This is a genomic window from Flavobacterium sp. FlaQc-57 (assembly GCF_044007395.1).
GTDB lineage: Bacteria > Bacteroidota > Bacteroidia > Flavobacteriales > Flavobacteriaceae > Flavobacterium.
Genome location: NZ_JBIPDA010000002.1, coordinates 958,050 through 978,415, shown reverse-complemented (window position 1 = coordinate 978,415; position 20,366 = coordinate 958,050). Strand labels below are relative to the sequence as shown.

The following is a 20,366-nucleotide window of genomic DNA, read 5'->3' as shown; positions in this document are numbered from 1 at the left end:
TTACATTACAAGCATTTTATAAGAAAAAAAGTTTGGTTTTTCATTGGGTTTTAGATTAACAACAACTACACACACAACAACTACAACACAACTAAAACCCATTGTATAACCAATAAGGAAAAATTATGATTCCACAATTATTTGTAGAAAAGATCGATTTAGGTGATGGCAGAAGCATCACAATCGAGACAGGACGCTTAGCTAAACAAGCTGATGGTTCTGTAGTAGTAAGAATGGGCGACACGATGATACTTGCGACAGCAGTTTCAGCTCGTAGTGCTAACCCAAATGTTGATTTTTTACCATTAACGGTAGATTATCGCGAAAAATTTGCAGCAGCTGGTCGTTTTCCAGGTGGTTTCTTCAAGAGAGAAGCTCGCCCAAGCGACAGTGAAGTATTAACAATGAGATTAGTAGACCGTGTTTTACGTCCGCTTTTCCCAGACGATTACCATGCTGAAACTCAAGTTATGATTCAATTAATGTCTCATGACGAAGAAGTTATGCCTGATGCATTAGCTGGTTTAGCTGCATCTGCTGCATTAGCAGTTTCAGACATTCCTTTTTACAATTTAATTTCTGAAGTACGTGTTGCACGTATTGACGGAAAATTTGTAATCAACCCAAGTAGAGAAGATTTAGACAAATCTGACATCGACATGATGATAGGAGCTTCTATGGATTCTGTTGCAATGGTTGAAGGAGAGATGAAAGAAATTTCAGAAGCTGAAATGGTTGAAGCAATTAAATTTGCTCACGAAGCCATCAAAGTTCAAATTCAGGCACAACTACGTTTGCAAGCTGCTTTTGGTAAAAAAGAAATTCGTACTTATGAAGGTGAGAAAGAAAACGAAGAAATTTACAAAAAAGTAAAAGCTGCTGCATACGATAAAATATATGCTATTGCAAAAGTTGGTTCGGCTAAACACGAAAGAACTGCTGCATTTGCTGAAGTAAAAGAAGAAGTAAAAGCTTTATTTACTGAAGAAGAATTAGCTGCTGACGGAGATTTAGTTTCTAAATATTTCTACAAAACAAACAAAGAAGCTGTTCGTAATGTAGTATTAGAATTAGGCGTTCGTTTAGACGGTAGAAAAACTACAGACATCAGACCAATCTGGTGCGAAACTGATTATTTACCAAGAGTTCACGGTTCGTCTTTATTTACTCGTGGAGAAACTCAAGCTTTGGCTACAGTAACTTTAGGAACGTCTAGAGAAGCTAACCAAATCGATTCTCCATCTGAACAAGGTGAAGAGAAATTCTACTTACACTATAACTTCCCTCCTTTCTCAACTGGAGAAGCTAAACCTCTAAGAGGAACTTCAAGAAGAGAAGTTGGTCACGGTAACTTAGCTCAAAGAGCTTTAAAAAACATGATTCCTGCTGATTGTCCTTACACAATTCGTATTGTTTCTGAAGTTTTAGAATCTAACGGTTCTTCTTCTATGGCAACAGTTTGTGCCGGAACAATGGCTTTGATGGATGCTGGAGTTCAAATGGTAAAACCAGTTTCTGGAATTGCTATGGGATTAATTACTGACGGTGAAAAATTTGCTGTATTGTCTGATATTTTAGGTGATGAAGATCACTTAGGAGATATGGACTTTAAAGTAACCGGAACTGCTGACGGTATTACAGCTTGTCAAATGGACATTAAAATTGATGGTCTACGTTATGATATCATGGAACAAGCTTTAGGGCAAGCACGTGAAGGACGTTTACACATTTTAGGAAAATTAACTGAGACTATTGCTGCGCCAAGAGCTGACGTAAAAGCACACGCACCAAAAATCATTACCAGAACTATTCCTGGAAACTTTATTGGAGCATTAATTGGACCTGGTGGAAAAGTAATTCAAGAATTACAAAAAGCTACTGGAACAACTATTGTAATCAACGAAGTTGATGAGCAAGGTGTTATCGAAATCTTAGGTACAGATCCTGCAGGAATTGAAGCTGTTTTAGCTAAAATTCAATCTATTACTTTCAAACCTCAAATGGGCGAAGCTTATGAAGTTAAAGTAATTAAAATGCTTGATTTTGGAGCTGTAGTAGAATATACTGCTGCACCAGGAAATGAAGTTTTACTTCACGTATCTGAGCTAGCATGGGAACGTACTGAAAACGTTACTGATGTAGTAAACATGGGAGATGTTTTTCAGGTTAAATACTTAGGACTTGATCCTAAAACCAGAAAAGAAAAAGTGTCAAGAAAAGCACTTCTTCCAAGACCTCCACGTGAGGAGAAAAAAGAGTAATCAGATCTTAGTTTACTAAAGGTTTATTCATAGAAAACCCCAATTCATTTAGTTGAATTGGGGTTTTTCGTTTTTCGATTATTGTCGGCAAACTATTTCAAACATCAAACTCTGCATACCAATATTCATTTCAATTTAATTATTAAACAAGTCGTAAGACAACAATTGATAACGACAGTGTAATTCTTTGCTTTTATAATAAATCCTAAAACTACACTATTTCAAAGCATCGACAAAGCAAATAACAATACCTACCCAAAATCCAAATACGACCCTGAACTATTCAGCAAAAGACATTCTACTATTTTATTACTAAAAATGATCATTGTTGTAAAAATGCGTGTCCATTTTTTAAGCAAAAACTTACCAATTCAAAACCTTTGGAATAACCGGTCATCAAAGAAGAAAACCTGTTTTCCAATTGCAAAATTCACTAAATAGATTACTATTTGGAAAAAATAAACACTCAGATTGATTTGTTTTTAACTTATTAATTTAATTCGTAAGAAACAATTTTACCAGCAAAAATGGGACTTCGAGAGTATTCTCGTTAATTAAACATGCATTTAAATAGTTTATTTGCATTTTTATAACATTTTTATGACATTTTTAAGTTTTTTTCCTATTTTTGATAACCAAAAACAAACAAAACCAATAATTCATTGAAAAAAAACTACTCCTATATTTTATTTGGATTATTATTTTCCATCCAAATCTCTTATTGTCAGAACAATAACGAAATTCAAGTCTATAATTGGTTTGACAAAAACCTTGGAATAGAATCTTTAGAACTTATTAATGGAATAGGTCATTCCAACTATGACAAGACAGAAAAAGATCAAAATCGATATTACAAAACTGACAAATTCAGCAAAGGAAGTGTCAATTTAAACAATCAAGATTACTATAATCTAGAACTAAAGTACGACATCTACTTTGATGAATTAGTTCTGAGACCATTTACAGAAACCGCTTATTTACAGGTCAACCTTCTTAAAGAGAAAATTGTTTCTTTTAAAATTGAAGATCAAAAATTTGCGAATCTAAAACAAATTCCTAAAAATTTTAAAGGCGGCTACTACGAAGAAATCATACTTGGAAACAACTCTGCTCTTTATATAAAATATTACAAGGAGAAAAAAGAAATTGTTAAAGATAATTTCTTCCTACTAGAATACAACCAAATGTATGATTTTGTATTATTTAAGGATAACAAGTTTACTTTAATAAACGATAAAAATGAAATTATAAAATCATATCCCGATCAAAAAAGAAAAATAAATGATTTCTACTCTATGGATAAAAAATTAAGAAAGGATGACCCTGCATTTTTTATGAAAAAGCTAATGAAATACATCAACAATTTTAATTTATAGAGATCCTTACATGAGAATTACTACTATTATTTTACTGTTTTTTGGTTTAAATCAGTTCCTGTACGCGCAAGAACAAAACGCTGCTATAAATATTAAATTTAGCAACATTAATCAAATAGAAGTCTTAAAAAAAATTGAATCTTCAACAAATTATAAATTCTACTTTCAAGAAGAATGGTTTGATAATACACTATTAATTTCTGGTGATTATTCAAACAAAACTATCAACGAGGTATTATCAAAAGTTTTAGACAAAACCGATCTTAACTTTTTCTTTGATAAAAATAGAATCATCTTGACCAAAAACAGTATTATTTACAGCAAATATCCTGTCAAAAATGCAGCAGATTCTAAAAACAATAAATCTCCAATCTTCTTTCAACAATACGACTCGATTAAACCCGGTGCGACTGTTGCTCCAATTGCTTTAATTGGTAAAGAAGAACAAGAGGAAGATTCTAAAATCGATTTTTATACTATTTCTGGTCATATTACAGACATGAAAGACGGAAAACCGTTGGCAGATGTAACTGTTAAAGCAAAAAACACAACAAGCAGTACAATAACCGATGCAGCTGGTTTTTATACTTTAAAACTTCCTACAGGAATAAGTACCATTGAAGTTGAATCGTTAATCTATAGAAATACTTCTAGAAAAATAATGATTTACAGCAACGGAACTTTAGATTTTTCTGTAGCCGAAAAAATAAATCAGTTAGATGAAGTTGTTGTTAAAGGAAAAACAAGCCAAAATATCAGAACAGCTATAACAGGTGTAACAACAATCGAGGCTGAAGGGATGAAAAACATTCCTCTTGTACTTGGAGAACGAGATATTCTAAAAGTAGCATTGACAATTCCGGGAATAAAAACGGCTGGAGAAGGATCTTCAGGATTTAGTGTACGTGGTGGAAAAGAAGATCAAAATCTGGTTTTATTAGATAATGCAACGCTTTACAATCCTACGCATCTTTTTGGCTTTTTCTCATCTGTGAACCCTTATACAATAAACAAAGTTGATATTTACAAAGGTGGAATTCCATCAGAATTTGGAGGAAGACTATCTTCTGTTTTTGATATAAATTCTAAAAACGGAAATACTGAAAAAATTTCCGGAGAAGGTGGTATTGGCCCAGTAACCAGCAATCTAACAGTTTCGCTTCCGGTAGTTAAAGATAAGGCCAGCTTATTAGTTGGAGGAAGAGCAACTTATTCTGATTGGATCTTAAAACAATTGGACGACGAAAATCTAAAAAATAGTCAGGCTTCTTTTTATGATTTGTTTGCAAAATACAATCACAAAATAAATAAAAATAACACTATTGAAGGTACTGGTTACTACAGCAAAGATGCCTATAGCATAACTCCGGATTCTTTATATAAGTATAGCAACAGACTTATTTCTCTAAAATGGAAACATAATTTTAGCGAAAAAACTAATAGTGAAATTAATCTTTCAAACAGTGAATATAAATTCAATATAAACTATAGCCCCAATAATCCTGGTTCATTTATTTTTAAATACAAAATAGATGAAACACAATTTTCAGCAAAATTCAATACCGCTTTCAACGCAAAACATAAATTTACTTACGGACTTCAAAGTAAACTATACAAGGTTAATCCAGGAGAAATGACTCCAAGTGGATCATCTTCGTTAGTAATTCCAACAAAGATAGATAGCGAAAAAGGGTTAGAATCTGCTGTGTTTTTTTCTGATAAATTTCAAATTACCGAAAAATTATTGCTCGACATCGGCGCCAGATATTCTCTATATGCTGCTTTAGGTCCATCTAATCAAAAAATTTATGACGAAAATGTTCCAAAAACTTCCGCTACTGTAATTGAAGAAAAAAACTACACAAACAATGAAGTTATAAATACTTCGGGAGGTTTTGAACCAAGAATTGGATTACGTTATATTATTGATCCGACATTTTTTATAAAAGCCGGTTTTGACAAAAACTTTCAATATATTCATTTACTATCCAACAATTCCACACAAGCTCCAACAGATACCTGGAAATTATCTGATTTGAATGTAAAACCAGAAAGCGGATTACAATATTCTCTAGGTGTTTTCAAAAAACTGGAAGACAAAGACATTGAATTAAGTCTGGAAGGTTATTACAAAACCTCTAAAAATATTTTAGATTATAAAGTAGGCGCACAAATTTTACTAAATCAGGACTTAGAAACTGAATTGCTTCAAGGCAATGGAAAAGCTTACGGAGTGGAGTTTTTATTGAAGAAAACAGAAGGCCGACTTAATGGATGGATTGGTTACACCTATTCGAGATCTTTTATCCAACTTGACAGTAAATTTAATGATGAGAAAGTAAATAACGGCGACTATTTTCCAACAAATTTTGACAAGCCGCACGACTTGAGCATTGTAATGAATTACAAATTCACACATCGCTATAGTTTCTCCTCAAATTTTATCTATCAGACTGGAAGACCGGTAACTTATCCTATTGGAAAATACTATCTTAACGGTGCCGAATTTACACTCTATAGTGATCGAAACAAGTACAGAATACCTGATTATTTCAGATTAGATATTGGTTTAAATATTGAAGGAAATCATAAAATAAAAAAATTAGCTCATAGTTTCTGGAACATTTCAATTTATAATGTATTGGGCAGAAACAATCCGTATTCTATCTTTTTTGTAACAAAAGACGGACAGATAAAAGCTTATAAGACCTCAATTTTCGCAGTTCCAATACCAACCATTACTTACAATTTTAAATTTTAAAGATTATGAAAAAAATCTCCCTATATAGATTTCTTACGGCGATCTTTCTCGTATCTCTGATTGGATGTACGACTCCATATAACTATCAGGCCAGAGGCTTTGAGGATGTCATTGTTATACAAGCAAGCATTACCAACCAATATAAATTTCAGGAAATAAAAGTTTCCAGAACATACACTCTTGAAGAAAGCAGTCCTAAATTTGAAACCGAAGCCGTTGTTTACATAACGGATGATGCCGGCAATAAATTTGATTTTGAAGAAGGAGATAAAACCTATATTTCTACCGCACAATTTCAGGCCCAACCTGACAGGCTTTATCAATTACATGTTCTTACTAAAAATGGAAAATCATATCTTTCTAAAGCAGAAAAATTAACTACTCAAACACCTATCGAAAGTGTTCAAACATCAACCATGACAAAAAATGGTGTTCTGGGAGTAGAAATAACAGTAAACACAACAGACGTTACCAATACATCAAAATATTACAGATATGAGTACGAAGAAACATCAAAAATTATTGTTCCAAAATGGTATTCAATGCAAGCTGTCGCCAATATGTTTCCACCAGGAAGCAAGCCAAAGGGAGAAATAATTTTTAAACAGAGAACAGTAGAAACTCAAAATTGTTATAAAAGTCAAAAATCAAATGACATACTCTTAACAAGTACTAACACTTTATCTTCTGATAAGGTTGTTAATTTCCCTGTACGCTTTATTGCCAGCACAGATAATTTTATTCGAAACAGATATGGAATATTGGTAAAACAGTACGTTCAAAGTCTTGCATCTTATACTTATTACGAAACATTAAAAAAGATTTCCAGCAACGGTAGTCTTTTATCACAAACACAACCCGGTTTTTTTTCCGGCAATATCATGTCTGTTGACAATCCTAGCGAAAAGGTAATAGGCTTTTTTGATGTAAGTTCTTATTCTGAAAAAAGCATGTTTTTTAATTTTAAAGAAATTTTCCCAACACAAAGAATACCGGACTTTCAATATGAATGTCCTGATGAACTCGAAATTCCAGCATCAGTAGCCCCGAGTTATTTTTACAATTATTGTTTCGCAGATAATGGCTCATGCCAAGGTGATGAAATCCTGGATCTTATTAGAACGAACGCAAGGGTCTATTATCCAAGTTCAACACCGCCATACCTATTATACCCTGCATATTGTGGAGATTGCACTTCTTTTTCATCAAATATAAAACCTTTATTTTGGATAGATTAAAACATTTCTCGCTCGTAATTTTATTATTATGCTGCCAGCAAAACATCTTTGCTCAGAACTCTAGTTCCAATAAAGAATGGAATGAAATTGATAAAAATCTAAATGAAACAATTTTTATCAGTACAAATACAAATTCGTATTTAACAGGAGAAACATTATTGTATAAGATATTTTGTATCGACAAAACAACCAATATGCCATCAAAATATAGCAAAGTTGCCTATTTTGACATTGTCGACAATAACAAAAAAATAGTTTGTACCCAAAAACTATTTCTGGAAAACGGAACAGGAAATGGTGATTTTTTCATCCCAACCACTCTTGAAACTGGAGTTTATAAAGTTATTGGATACACTAAATGGATGTTGAATAAAACAAGCGATGCTTACTTTACTTCCGATATTTATATTATAAATCCTTATACAGTACAGCCGGTAGTCAATAATACAAAAGATGCTGTATCATTTTCTGAACCAATAGTAAATAGTAATATTTCTTTTGAAATTAAAAATAAAGTGTTTGATAACCGAGTTCCGGTCGAACTCAAAATCAAAACCTTATCTGACGATTATCAAAAAGGAAATTATATGATTTCGGTTAGAAAAGTAGATTCATATTCTGCAGATAAAAAATTACTTTTTACAGATTATCAAACAACGAATGCGAATAAAACTTCTAAAGAAATAGAAAATAATTCAAATTTGGTTCTTCCGGAATTGCGAGGAGAAATCATTAGCGGAAGATTAAAATCTGATGCAGGACAAGTTAAAAATAAAAAAGTAGCGCTTTCTCTGACAGGGAAAAACTCCGATCTAAAACTGGCAAAAACAGACGACCAAGGACGCTTTTTCTTCAATTTAGAAAGAGCAGAGACGAATCCAAATATCATAATTCAGGTACTGGAAGACGGCAAAGAGAACTACAATATTGAAGTAGACAAAACAAGCAAAACAGACTACTCTAATCTTACTTTCCCTAACATTAGATTCCATCCAGAATCAAACAAAAACATTACTGAAAGATTGATTTCAAGTCAGGTAGAAAATGCCTATTACAATGTTAAAAAAGACAGCGTAATTATATCAGATAAATATGTTCCATTTTTTGGAAGCAATTCTAAAGAGTTCAAATTTGATGATTACACCAGATTTCGAACAATGGAAGAAACTATTACCGAAATTTTAACTGGTGTGCTTTTCAAAAAAGAGAATAAAAAATACTCCATAGAAATTTATGATTTAGATAAAAACGCTATCTCAACATTACCTCCCTTAGTGGTCGTTGATGGATTGATACTAGAGGATTTAAATGAGTTTTTTACTTATAACCCTAAAAATCTATACAAAGCAAATGTCGTATATGGTATTTATTTTTATGGATCAAAATCATTCAATGGCTTAGTTAGTTTTACAACAAAAAATGGCGATTATGAAAGTAAACTAAAAGGCAGTTTTCTATTAAAACCGGAATTATTGCGACCTGTAAGTAAAAAAGAATACTTCCAGCCTGATTATTCTATAACTAAAAACACCAGAATTCCAGACTATAGACATCAACTTTTATGGTTGCCAAACGCAGATTTAAGTGATGCAAATGCAGCTATTAAATTCTACACATCTGACGTATCAGGTAAATTTGAGATAATCTTAGAAGGTTTCTCAGGAAAGGGCGCACCTGTATATATAAAAGATCTTATTGAGGTAAAAAATTCAACTTCTAATTAAGTTATATTTAATTATTGCTAAAGTATTTTATGAGAAATTGTCTATAAAATACTTTAGCATATTCTTGCAAGTAAACAAATTAAACTTAACATTCACTCATAAAAATTTTAATAATATAATAAGCTTTATAACTAAAGGGCATAATTTCAAAAGTTAACTTTTCTCAAATTCTGCAGTAACATTAAGCAACAGTGACAGTTCTATCTTTTTTTTCACCTTAGATGTTTAGGGAATATATGAAAAAAAGTTTAGAAGGCTTTACCGAAAAAAAGTATTCCTTCATCTTTTAAAAGACACTTTTAAAGATAAATAACTGTTTCAAAAAAATATTATTATTTATTTTGTAACCTTTTCGTAACTTCATACGTATAACTATTTGTACACTTAAAAATTGAGGAGACAAAAACATGAGACAACTTAAAATCACCAAGCAGGTAACCAATCGTGAAACTGCATCGTTAGACAAGTACCTACAAGAAATTGGAAAAGTTGACCTAATTACCGCTGATGAAGAGGTAGAATTAGCACAAAGAATAAAAGCCGGTGATCAAAGAGCATTAGAAAAATTAACAAAAGCCAACCTACGTTTCGTTGTATCGGTTGCTAAACAATATCAAAATCAAGGATTAACTCTTCCAGATTTAATTAATGAAGGAAACTTAGGTTTAATTAAAGCGGCTCAACGTTTTGATGAAACTCGTGGTTTCAAATTCATCTCTTATGCCGTATGGTGGATTCGTCAATCGATTCTTCAGGCTTTGGCAGAACAATCTCGTATTGTTCGTTTACCATTAAACAAAATTGGTTCTATCAATAAAATCAACAAAATGTATGCTTTATTAGAGCAATCTAACGAGCGTCCACCATCTGCTGAGGAAATTGCAAAAGAACTTGATATGACTGTAAATGACGTAAAAGAGTCTATGAAAAACTCTGGTCGTCACTTATCTATGGATGCACCTCTTGTTGAAGGTGAAGATTCTAACCTTTATGACGTTTTACGTTCTGGAGAATCTCCAAACCCGGACAGAGAGTTAATTCACGAATCATTACGTACCGAAATCGAACGTTCATTAGAAACATTAACTCCAAGAGAGGCAGATGTAGTTCGTTTGTATTTTGGTCTTGGCGATCAACACCCAATGACTTTAGAAGAAATTGGAGAAACTTTCGACTTAACTCGTGAGCGTGTTCGTCAGATTAAAGAAAAAGCAATCCGTAGATTAAAACACACTTCTAGAAGTAAAATTCTTAAAACTTACTTAGGATAACATATATTTGTTTCAGGTTTAAAGTTTCAGGTTCGTTAAAAACAACTTGAAACCTTAAACTTGAAACTTATTTAACGCAAACAACAGTTTGATTGACTGTTCGTTTTTTGATTGATGATTGAAACTCCGGCTGATTACCGGAGTTTTTTATTGGCCTGAACTAGCGTTTTTTTTACCGCAAAGTTTTATTTAACCGCAAAGTTCACAAAGATTTACGCAAAGTTCGTAAGGCTTTGTATAAGTTTTTTTTTAGAAATGCCAACTACACAAAGCCTTGCGAACTCTGCGTTTTTATACATTGCAAAAAATAAAAATGCTTTGCGGACTTTGCGGTTAAATTTCAATGCAAATCATAAAAAATCTATCTTTGCAAAAAACAACACAACACATAACTACACAATGAAGAATACACTTATTGCTCCTTCTGTTCTTGCAGCTGATTTTGCCAATTTACAACGTGATATCGAAATGATCAATAACAGTCAGGCTGACTGGTTTCATATCGATATTATGGACGGTGTTTTTGTTCCGAATATTTCTTTTGGAATGCCGGTTTTAGAAGCTATTTCAAGACATGCTAAAAAAACAATCGATGTACATTTAATGATTGTTGATCCGGATCGTTATATTAAAACTTTTGCAGATTTAGGCGCAAATATTTTAAGCGTACACTATGAAGCATGTACGCATTTACATAGAACCTTACAAGCGATTAAAGCCGAAGGAATGAAAGCCGGAGTTGCTATTAACCCACATACTAATATTGACTTATTAGAAGATGTTATCAATGATATCGATTTGGTTTGCATCATGAGTGTGAATCCAGGTTTTGGAGGACAGTCATTCATCGAAAACACTTATACTAAAGTTGAAAAATTAAAAGCTTTAATTACCCGCAAAAATGCTTCAACTTTAATTGAAATTGACGGTGGTGTAACAAGTAAAAATGCCAAACAATTAGTAGAAGCCGGAGCTGACGTTTTAGTTGCAGGAAGCTTTGTTTTTAAAGCCGAAAATCCAACTCAAACTATTGCAGAATTAAAAACTCTGACTGCTTTTTAAGTTTTAAAAGAAATAAAAAAATGAAAGCCGAAGATTAACTTCGGCTTTCATTTTTTTATATAAATTCTAAATGTAAAATTTAACTCTATTAAAAGAAATCAACTCAATAATACCTTAGCTTTTCTATAACCTGTCAAACTAACATTTCGATGTTTCTTAAAAAATTTATTTAGATGACTTTCATCGGAAAAACCAAATTCATCAACAATTTCATTAATTCTCATGTCGCTAAAAATTAGCCTGTGTTCAATCAATCGTATCTTATAATTTGAAATAAAGGACTGAATCGTCTCTCCACAATGATTCTTAAAATAGCTCCCCAGATAAGTATCTGATATGTCAAATTTCTCTGCTATTGCGTAAACTTTTATTTTTTGAGGAAAGAAAATATTAGCCTGAATATAATTAATAATTTCCAAAACCCTCTTGTCTGCACTTTCTTTTACACCAGTCGGCTTTATTTTGGCAATATTTCGGGCAGCGATAACAATAAGAGCATTTACATAATGCGTTATTAAATCCTCATCATAAATATCTTTATTATCTATAGCATGTCTCAATGATTCTGATATCGATTTAACAAGAAACTCATCTTCTTTTCTTTTTAAAATACATCCCGATAAATGTGAAGCATAATGTAATAAGCACTCAATATGATCAATACTTTTTGACTTATAATCTTTCACGTACTCACTATTAATCTTCACCAATAAAAACTCTGTCGTCGTTACAATATCAAAATTATGATAATCGTTTGGCGTAAGTAACATCAGATTACCCGCTTGATAAGATATCGCATTTCCATTAATATGAAGAAACCCTTTTCCTGAAATAACATAAACCATTTGAAAAAAGCTAAACTGCGAATTTACAATCGGGCACTCATCAACCTTTTTGTAACTCACCTCGACAGCCTGATGCATATTTTCTTTTCTCATACCCCAAAAGTACTTCTTTATCATTTAATTGTACTGAAAAAACAAATACAATCGGTTTATTTTTGCTAAAAATATAATAAAAAATGAAGCAAAAATTCTACTCTGCCAAAAACAATATCGCTTTAATAGCAATTTGCCTGGCAACATTAATGTTTTCTCTAGAAATCTCAAGCGTACCTGTAATACTCCCAACACTCGAAAAAGTATTGAACGCCAACCTTCGAGACATGCAGTGGATTATGAATATTTACACTATAGGCTGCACCACTGTTTTAATGGCCGCAGGAACTTTAGCCGATCGATACGGCAGAAAACGTATTCTGATCATTACTTTAATTTTATTTGGAATCTCATCTTTAATTTGCGGTTTGTCCGAAAACATAACCGTATTAATAATAAGCCGTTTCTTTCAGGGAATAAGCGGTGGTGCTATGCTAATTTGTCAAGTCGCTACTTTATCGCATCAATTCCAAGAAGGAAAAGAACGCAGTAGGGCTTTTAGCATCTGGGGAATCATTCTTGGCGTCGGATTAGGTTTTGGTCCAATTATAGGCGGATCAATCATAGCGGTATTATCATGGAAATGGGTTTTTCTAATACATGTTCCTATAGCGATTTTTGCAGCGATTCTTGTTTATGGATTTGTAGACGAATCAAAAGATTCTGAGGTCAAAAAAATAGATATCTGGGGTATGATTACATTATCTGCAGCTGTCTTTGCTCTAACTTATTTTATCACACAAGGGCCTGATCTTGGATTTACAAGTTCTACAGCTTTATCAGTTATTTTGATTGCGGTAATAAGTTTTATTGTATTTATATGGATTGAAAAAACAAATCCTTACCCGATGTTTGATTTCTCGGTCTTCAAAATTCGCAATTTTTCAGGTGCCATTTTAGGTTCTGTTGGTATGAATTTTAGCTTTTGGCCATTTATAATTTATTTACCAATTTATTTCCAAAGTTGTCTTGGTTACGATGTTGTAACTGTTGGCCTTTCTTTACTTGCTTATACCCTTCCTACTCTAGTTATCCCTCCTTTTGCCGAATATCTTTCTGTCCGATATCGCGCAGGAATTGTAATACCACTAGGATTATTTGTAATTGGGCTTGGTTTTATAGTTATGAGATACGGTATTATTGCAGAGAATCCGAGTTGGTTAACAATGCTTCCAGGATCATTACTAGCAGGAATTGGTTTAGGATTGACTAATACTCCAGTAACCAACACAACTACCGGTTCAGTTTCTTCAAACCGCTCGGGTATGGCATCAGGAATAGACATGAGTGCTCGATTAATTACTTTGTCTATCAATATTGCTTTAATGGGTTTTATTCTTGTAGAGGGAATTTTCTCTTATTTAAATACTGCTTTTTCCGGACCTGAAGATAAAACAATATTACATTTCATTTCAGAAAAAATAGCAGCTGGAAACTTTACATCTCTTCATCAGGATTTTCCATTATTAACAACATTAGATCCATCTAAGTCAATCGTACATGCAGCACTCGCTCATGGTTTTGAGATGGTATTATTTTATGGAGGTTTCGGTGTCTGGATTTTAGCTCTTATGAGTTTTATAATATTCAACCCTAGAAAAACGCAAAATAAAACTTGTGAATTTTAGATTTCCTTACTTAAAAATCCTTGCTGCTTTTTAAATTTTTCAAATTCGGAAAGAAATCAATTCCAGTCATTTTTTCTAAAGTTTCAATAGGAACAACAAAATCATAAATTGACTTGTTGCTATCTTCATTTGGAACCAAAAAAGCAATTGCTTTATGTTCTTTTCCGGATTTAGCTAAAATAATTTTGTAAAAATATTTAGGAACAGAAACTTTTTCTGTTCCTATTTTTTTATCTGAATCTTTCAAAATTCCTCCGGTTACGACATAAACATCATTGTATTTACTTGCCCAATAGCGTGTTTTTTGTTCCAATCTATTCCATATTCCGCTGTTGAAATCATGATCTTGCGGTGAAATATTTGACGTATAAAACGTGTCGTTATAAGCACTTTCGTTAAATTCCATGTCACCGGCAGGACAAAGATGACCTTTATCGTAACCTGATTTTTTGTAGTTTCGCCAATCAGCAGAACCAGTTGTTACTTTTGGGTCTTCAATAAAATAAGGACGCTTGTAATTTGCATCTTTTAAATATTCTTTCTTTAATTCATAAGCAACCCATTCAGCTTGCTCAAAATTCTCATTGTACGAAAGCGTATAATACTTATGCTTTACAATTTGATCTGTTGTAGAAGTTGGTAAATAAGCCACTGAATATAAAGAATCTCCTCCCGTTTGATTCGAAACAAATGTAGTTTGCTCGTCTTTTGGTAAATCTGTTTTAATATCATTCTCTTTTTTACAAGACAGCAACGTAAAACTTATCAAACCAAGGACAATATAATTTTTCATCTTCACTTACTTTTATTTTTACTCTTATGTTAAATATTCCGTTTCCAGAAAACAATTAATTAAATCAGTTATAAACTTACAAAAAAACGCTCCAAAAAAAAGTTTTTTTTTGGAGCGTTTAATAACAAATTAACTCTATAAAGAACTAAGATTTTACTAATTTATCTCTTTTAATTTTTCCAGAATTATTATTTTTTGCAACGCTTTTAGATTGCAAATCATCTAGTACATTAAGAGCTTCTTCAACATAAACATCTTTAGATAATGATTGATGCCAAGCTTCTCTTTTTTCTTTTAATGATGCATCACTATTCATTTCAAGTTCTTCGTATGGCAAAGATTTAAAAACCAAATTATTTTTGTAATCTGAAATTGGTTTGTATTTTTTACCCTCATTCTCAACTTGTTCCTGAGTAGCTTTAAAACTATTAATGTTTAAGCTATAAGTATTCTCTTTATTTTTAACATCAATCCATTTTGCGTTTTCCTCAATTAATTTAAACTGAGCATTTTGAGCTATTCTACTTTTACTTTCTTGAATTGCTTTAGTGAAATTTTCATTTGACTTCCAAGTGCTATAATCTGCCGGGTCAATTTTATCCCATGGCATTGCGTTATCAATATCACGTTCGCCCATTTTTAAATAAGCATAACGATCCGGCATAACAACATCACTATGAACGCCTTCTAACTGAGTTGAACCTCCGTTAATTCTATAAAATTTTTGTCCTGTAATTTTCAAAGCTCCTAAATCGCCATAATTTGCATTACGAACAAACTGGTTTAAATCTAATACATTTTGTACAGTTCCTTTTCCGTAAGTTTGTTTACTTCCAATGATTACACCACGTTTGTAATCCTGAATTGCAGCAGCCAAGATCTCTGAAGCCGAAGCTGAAAAACTATTTACCATAATTACTAATGGCCCGTCCCATTCGATTTTTTTATCTTTATCGTATAAAACTTCTTTCTTTTTTCCTGCTGATTTAACCTGAACAATTGGTCCTTCTTCTATAAATAAACCTGCGATATCTACAACAGTAGATAAAGATCCACCTCCATCATCACGTACGTCAAGAACAATTCCGCTAATATCTTCTTTTTTCAGTCTTTCAACTTCAAGAGCAATATCTTTTCCGGCATCGCGTCCATCTTTATTTTCAAAATCGATATAAAATTTAGGCAAATAAATAACCCCGTATTTCAATCCGTTTTTTTCTACAACACTAGATTTAGCATATGTTTCTTCAATTTCAACGACATCTCTAACGATAGAAATTACTTTAATAGTCCCGTCAACTTTTTTAACGGTAAGTTTTACTTCAGTTCCTTTGTGTCCTTTAATTTTTTTCACAACATCATCCAAACGCATTCCTACAACATCAACAGGCTCTTCGTTTCCTTGTGCTACTTTCAAAATTAAATCTCCAGCCTCAAGTTGTTTTCCTTTCCAAGCTGGTCCACCAGAAATTAATTCATCAATTTGAGTAAAATCATTTTTCTTAGTTAATCTCGCACCAATACCTTCTAATTTTCCACTAATATTAACATCAAAACGATCTTTTTCTTCAGGAGCAAAATAACTTGTATGTGGATCAAAACGAGTCATGATCGAGTTTACATATATAGAAAACCAATCTTCTTTATTCAGATCTTTAATTGTACCAAAATTATCATCTAAGGTTTTTAGAGAACTCTCACGCGTTTCTTTTTCAAGAGCCTCAAATGATTTTTCTTTGTATGCAGGATCTTTTTTCTTTTTATCTTCTTCTATTTTTTGCTTGGTAACAATAGACGAAAGTGTCGATAATTTAATTTGTTTCCTCCATCTTTCATTGATTTCTGTTGTATTTTTTGCATACGGCAACTTCTCATAATCCGCATTAAAAGTTTCATCAACATCATAGTTAAAAGGCTGAGCTAAAATAGTTTTATATCTCTTTTTGCTTTCTTCCATACGTTTCATCAATCTTGTATAAGTAAGATTAAAAAACGTCAAATCTTTATTCAAGAACTGATCATCCAGTTGCAACTCATATTGCTTAAATTCATCAATATCAGATTGCAGGAAAAATCTCTTAGAAGGATCTAATGCATCGATATAATCTTTAAAAATACCTTTTGAAAATTCGTCATTTATTTCTGCGGGACTATAATGTCCTTTTTCAATAACAAATGCTAATAATTCTAAAAGTGTTTTATCTCTATTCGGGTCCGGATCTATAGACTTATCTGCATTTATTTTAAAAGCAAATAAGGTTAATGACAAGCATAGTACGGCTATAAGTATTTTATAATTTCTTTTCATAAACTTAATAATAGCATTCATCAAATTTTTTAATCTAAGTTACGGTAAAAACTGTGCCAACAAAGCCAAGTTCACTATAATTTTTTGTTAAAGATATAAAAATGTTTGACGTGCTATAATCTTCTTGAAATTAGTTGACAAATTTTATTTTATTTGTTGGAATTCTACCAAAATCTGTCACTACATTTGTTTTAAAATCCTAAATATTCCCATAATAAAACTACAATTTTACCATGAAAAATGAAAAACCTTTAATATTAGTTACTAACGACGATGGCATTCTTGCTCCCGGAATTAGAGCTCTAATAAGTGTAATGGAAACAATAGGCGAAGTGGTAGTTGTAGCACCGGACAAACCACAAAGTGCAATGGGACATGCAATTACCATAAATAATACTTTATTTCTAGATAAAATTTCAAAAGAAGATGATGCAATAACCGAATATAGCTGCTCAGGAACTCCTGTTGATTGTGTAAAACTGGCGGTTAATGAAATTCTAAAAAGAAAGCCCGATTTATGTGTTTCAGGAATTAACCACGGAACAAACTCTTCGATAAATGTAATTTACTCCGGTACAATGAGCGCAGCTGTTGAAGCAGGAATTGAAGGTATTCAGGCAATCGGATTCTCATTATTGGATTTTGACTGGAATGCTGATTTCGAGCAAATAAAATCGTTTGTTAAAAAAATTACTTTAGAAACGCTTGCAAATAAACTTCCTGCAGGTGTGGTTTTAAATGTTAATTTTCCGAAACTAAAGGAACATGAAATAAAAGGAATCAAAGTTTGCCGTCAGGCGAAAGCATATTACGCACAGAAATTTGACAAACGACAAACTCCTTTCGGGAAAGATTATTACTGGCTTACGGGAAAATTTGTAAACGAAGATAAAGGCGAAGACACGGATGAATGGGCATTAGAAAACGGATACATTTCGGTAGTTCCTGTACAATTTGATTTAACAGCGCATCATTCTATGCAACAACTTAATACCTGGAAATTAAATGAATAAAAAAGACTTACTTATAGGTTTTATAATCGGGATTTTCACCGCATTACTTGGCAGTTATTTATTTATTACATTTTTTACCAAATTCGATATTTCAACCGGTATTCAAACTATAAAACAATACGGTTATTTAGGAAAGGTAATTACTATTGGTACAATGTTAGATCTTGCTGTTTTTGGAATTCTTTTAAAACGAAATCAGGAACTTATGGCTAGAGGTGTCGTTCTCGCAGTGATTGTTCTGGCGATTTCAACATTATTTATTTAAATCTTATCTTTGTCTTGCAAAATTCTTTTGTCATTTAGCAATTGAATCATTCTTTTCAAAAAAATCAATATGAAGTATTACATAATAGCTGGCGAAGCGTCTGGAGATCTACATGGTTCAAATTTAATGAAAGCACTTTACGAGGAAGATCCTCAAGCCGAAATTAGATTTTGGGGCGGCGATTTAATGCAAAAGGCTGGCGGAACTCTAGTAAAACATTATAAAGAATTGGCTTTTATGGGGTTTGTTGAAGTTATTTTCAATCTAAAAACCATTTTAAACAATATCAAAATATGCAAAAAGGACATCTTAGAATTTAAACCAGATGTACTGATTTTTATTGATTATCCAGGTTTCAATATGCGTATTGCAAAATGGGCAAAAGCATTAAACTACAAAACTCATTATTATATCTCGCCTCAGATTTGGGCATGGAAAGAGAGTCGAATTAAAGCTATTAAACAAGATATCGATAAGATGTTTGTCATTCTGCCATTTGAAAAAAGCTTTTACGAAGACAAACACCACTTTCCTGTAGATTTTGTTGGACATCCATTAATTGATGCGATCCAGAATCAGCCTGCTTTTGACGAAGCAACATTTAGAAATGAAAATCAGTTGGGCGAAAAACCAATTATTGCTGTTTTACCAGGAAGCCGCAAACAGGAAATCACAAAAATGCTAAGCGTAATGCTGAGTGTTGTTGATGATTTTCAGGATTATGAATTTGTAATTGCCGGTGCTCCTAGTCAGGATTACGAATTTTATCAACAGTTTATAAAAAACAAAAATATTGCATTTGTTTCTAACAAAACCTACGACTTACTTCGCTCCTCGACTGCTGCATTGGTAACTTCAGGAACTGCAACTTTAGAAACTGCTCTTTTTAAAGTTCCCGAAGTAGTTTGCTATAAAGGAAGTTCGATTTCGTATCAAATTGCCAAGCGTATTATTACACTAAAATACATTTCGCTTGTCAATCTTATAATGGATCAGGAAGTTGTTACTGAATTAATTCAAAGTGAATGTAATACTAAGCGTATCAAAGAAGAGTTACAAAAATTATTAGAACCAAACTACCGCGAAAAACTGCTTAAGAATTATGATATTCTGGAGCAAAAATTAGGGGGAGTTGGAGCAAGTAAAAAAACTGCTAAACTAATTGTGGCTGATTTAAAACAAGTTTAAAGATTTTTAGTTTTGAAAAAAATATCCCTTTTAATACTTCTTCTATCAGTAGTTTTCACTTCTTGTAAATCGACTTCGAGTGCGGTTAGTAAAAAAGAAACGAAAAAAGAAAATAGATACGTTGTTACTAATTTAATTGAGCACGCGACAGATAATATTGGCGTTCGATACAAAGCCGGAGGCACAACAAAAAGCGGTTATGATTGTTCTGGATTAGTATTTACAACTTTTGAGTCGGAGCACATTAAAATCCCCAGAAGTTCGTACGAACAAGCTCAGGTTGGGAAAATAATTAAATTTAATGACGCTCAAAAAGGTGATTTAATTTTCTTTAAAACCAATAGAAGCAAACAGATTAATCATGTTGGACTCATTGTAGAAGTGAATTCAAATGAAATCAAATTTGTACATTCTTCAACCTCAAAAGGGGTTATCATTTCTTCTACAAAAGAAACTTATTATCAAAATTCTTTTGTGCAGATCAATAGAATAGTTGAATAAAATCACTTAAACATATTCTTTTTCTTACAAATATTTGAT

15 protein-coding genes are annotated in these 20,366 nt (G+C 32.3%); 12 read left to right on the top strand and 3 right to left on the bottom strand.

Annotated features, from left to right (window positions below):
• Positions 1-125 precede the first annotated feature (125 nt).
• From ACHRVZ_RS10180 to rpe, 7 genes are all read left to right on the top strand, one after another.
• Complete coding sequence (locus ACHRVZ_RS10180) at positions 126-2,261, top strand: polyribonucleotide nucleotidyltransferase (protein ID WP_395422271.1); 2,136 nt, start codon at positions 126-128, stop codon at positions 2,259-2,261.
• Between the two features lie 662 nt (positions 2,262-2,923).
• A complete protein-coding gene (locus ACHRVZ_RS10175) occupies positions 2,924-3,637 on the top strand; it encodes a hypothetical protein (protein WP_395422270.1) in 714 nt (237 codons plus the stop codon).
• Positions 3,638-3,647: 10 nt separating this feature from the next.
• On the top strand, positions 3,648-6,398 hold the full coding sequence (locus ACHRVZ_RS10170; protein WP_395422269.1) for a carboxypeptidase-like regulatory domain-containing protein: 2,751 nt from the start codon (positions 3,648-3,650) through the stop codon (positions 6,396-6,398).
• A gap of 5 nt (positions 6,399-6,403) precedes the next feature.
• Entirely contained in the window at positions 6,404-7,636 is a 1,233-nt protein-coding gene (locus ACHRVZ_RS10165) for a DUF4249 domain-containing protein (protein ID WP_395422268.1), read from the top strand.
• The gene (locus ACHRVZ_RS10160) at positions 7,624-9,360 is read left to right on the top strand and encodes a hypothetical protein (protein WP_395422266.1); all 1,737 of its coding nucleotides are present in this window, start codon (positions 7,624-7,626) and stop codon (positions 9,358-9,360) included. The genes ACHRVZ_RS10165 and ACHRVZ_RS10160 overlap by 13 nt, the downstream gene beginning before the upstream one ends.
• Positions 9,361-9,767: 407 nt before the next feature.
• Positions 9,768-10,631 (top strand): RNA polymerase sigma factor RpoD/SigA, encoded by an 864-nt coding sequence (locus tag ACHRVZ_RS10155; protein WP_007804760.1) that lies wholly within the window; start codon positions 9,768-9,770, stop codon positions 10,629-10,631.
• A gap of 399 nt (positions 10,632-11,030) precedes the next feature.
• The gene (gene rpe / locus ACHRVZ_RS10150) at positions 11,031-11,693 is read left to right on the top strand and encodes a ribulose-phosphate 3-epimerase (protein ID WP_395422264.1); all 663 of its coding nucleotides are present in this window, start codon (positions 11,031-11,033) and stop codon (positions 11,691-11,693) included.
• 98 nt (positions 11,694-11,791) lie between these two features.
• On the opposite strand, the gene ACHRVZ_RS10145 is transcribed toward rpe, so the two are convergent.
• Positions 11,792-12,631 carry a helix-turn-helix domain-containing protein gene (locus ACHRVZ_RS10145; RefSeq protein ID WP_395422262.1) on the bottom strand — a complete coding sequence of 280 codons (840 nt, stop codon included), beginning with the start codon at positions 12,629-12,631 and terminating at the stop codon, positions 11,792-11,794.
• Between the two features lie 83 nt (positions 12,632-12,714).
• Between ACHRVZ_RS10145 and ACHRVZ_RS10140 the strand changes: the two genes are divergently transcribed.
• A complete protein-coding gene (locus ACHRVZ_RS10140; RefSeq protein ID WP_395422261.1) occupies positions 12,715-14,259 on the top strand; it encodes an MFS transporter in 1,545 nt (514 codons plus the stop codon).
• A 10-nt stretch (positions 14,260-14,269) separates the two neighbouring features.
• Here ACHRVZ_RS10140 and ACHRVZ_RS10135 read toward each other — a convergent pair whose 3' ends face one another.
• Both ACHRVZ_RS10135 and ACHRVZ_RS10130 read right to left on the bottom strand, forming a co-directional pair.
• On the bottom strand, positions 14,270-15,052 hold the full coding sequence (locus tag ACHRVZ_RS10135; protein WP_395422260.1) for a DNA/RNA non-specific endonuclease: 783 nt from the start codon (positions 15,050-15,052) through the stop codon (positions 14,270-14,272).
• A gap of 145 nt (positions 15,053-15,197) precedes the next feature.
• Entirely contained in the window at positions 15,198-17,381 is a 2,184-nt protein-coding gene (locus tag ACHRVZ_RS10130; RefSeq protein ID WP_395422259.1) for a carboxy terminal-processing peptidase, read from the bottom strand.
• A 212-nt stretch (positions 17,382-17,593) separates the two neighbouring features.
• On the opposite strand from ACHRVZ_RS10130, the gene surE reads away from it, so the two are divergent.
• The 4 genes from surE to ACHRVZ_RS10110 all read left to right on the top strand — a co-directional run bounded on the left by surE (position 17,594) and on the right by ACHRVZ_RS10110 (position 20,327).
• Positions 17,594-18,373, top strand: a complete 780-nt coding sequence (gene surE, locus ACHRVZ_RS10125) for a 5'/3'-nucleotidase SurE (RefSeq protein ID WP_395422258.1) — start codon at positions 17,594-17,596, stop codon at positions 18,371-18,373.
• On the top strand, positions 18,366-18,638 hold the full coding sequence (locus ACHRVZ_RS10120; protein ID WP_395422257.1) for a hypothetical protein: 273 nt from the start codon (positions 18,366-18,368) through the stop codon (positions 18,636-18,638). The genes surE and ACHRVZ_RS10120 overlap by 8 nt, the downstream gene beginning before the upstream one ends.
• Before the next feature lie 69 nt (positions 18,639-18,707).
• Positions 18,708-19,826 (top strand): lipid-A-disaccharide synthase, encoded by a 1,119-nt coding sequence (gene lpxB, locus ACHRVZ_RS10115; protein WP_395422256.1) that lies wholly within the window; start codon positions 18,708-18,710, stop codon positions 19,824-19,826.
• A 12-nt stretch (positions 19,827-19,838) separates the two neighbouring features.
• Entirely contained in the window at positions 19,839-20,327 is a 489-nt protein-coding gene (locus tag ACHRVZ_RS10110; protein WP_395422255.1) for a C40 family peptidase, read from the top strand.
• The last annotated feature ends 39 nt before the right edge of the window (positions 20,328-20,366 follow it).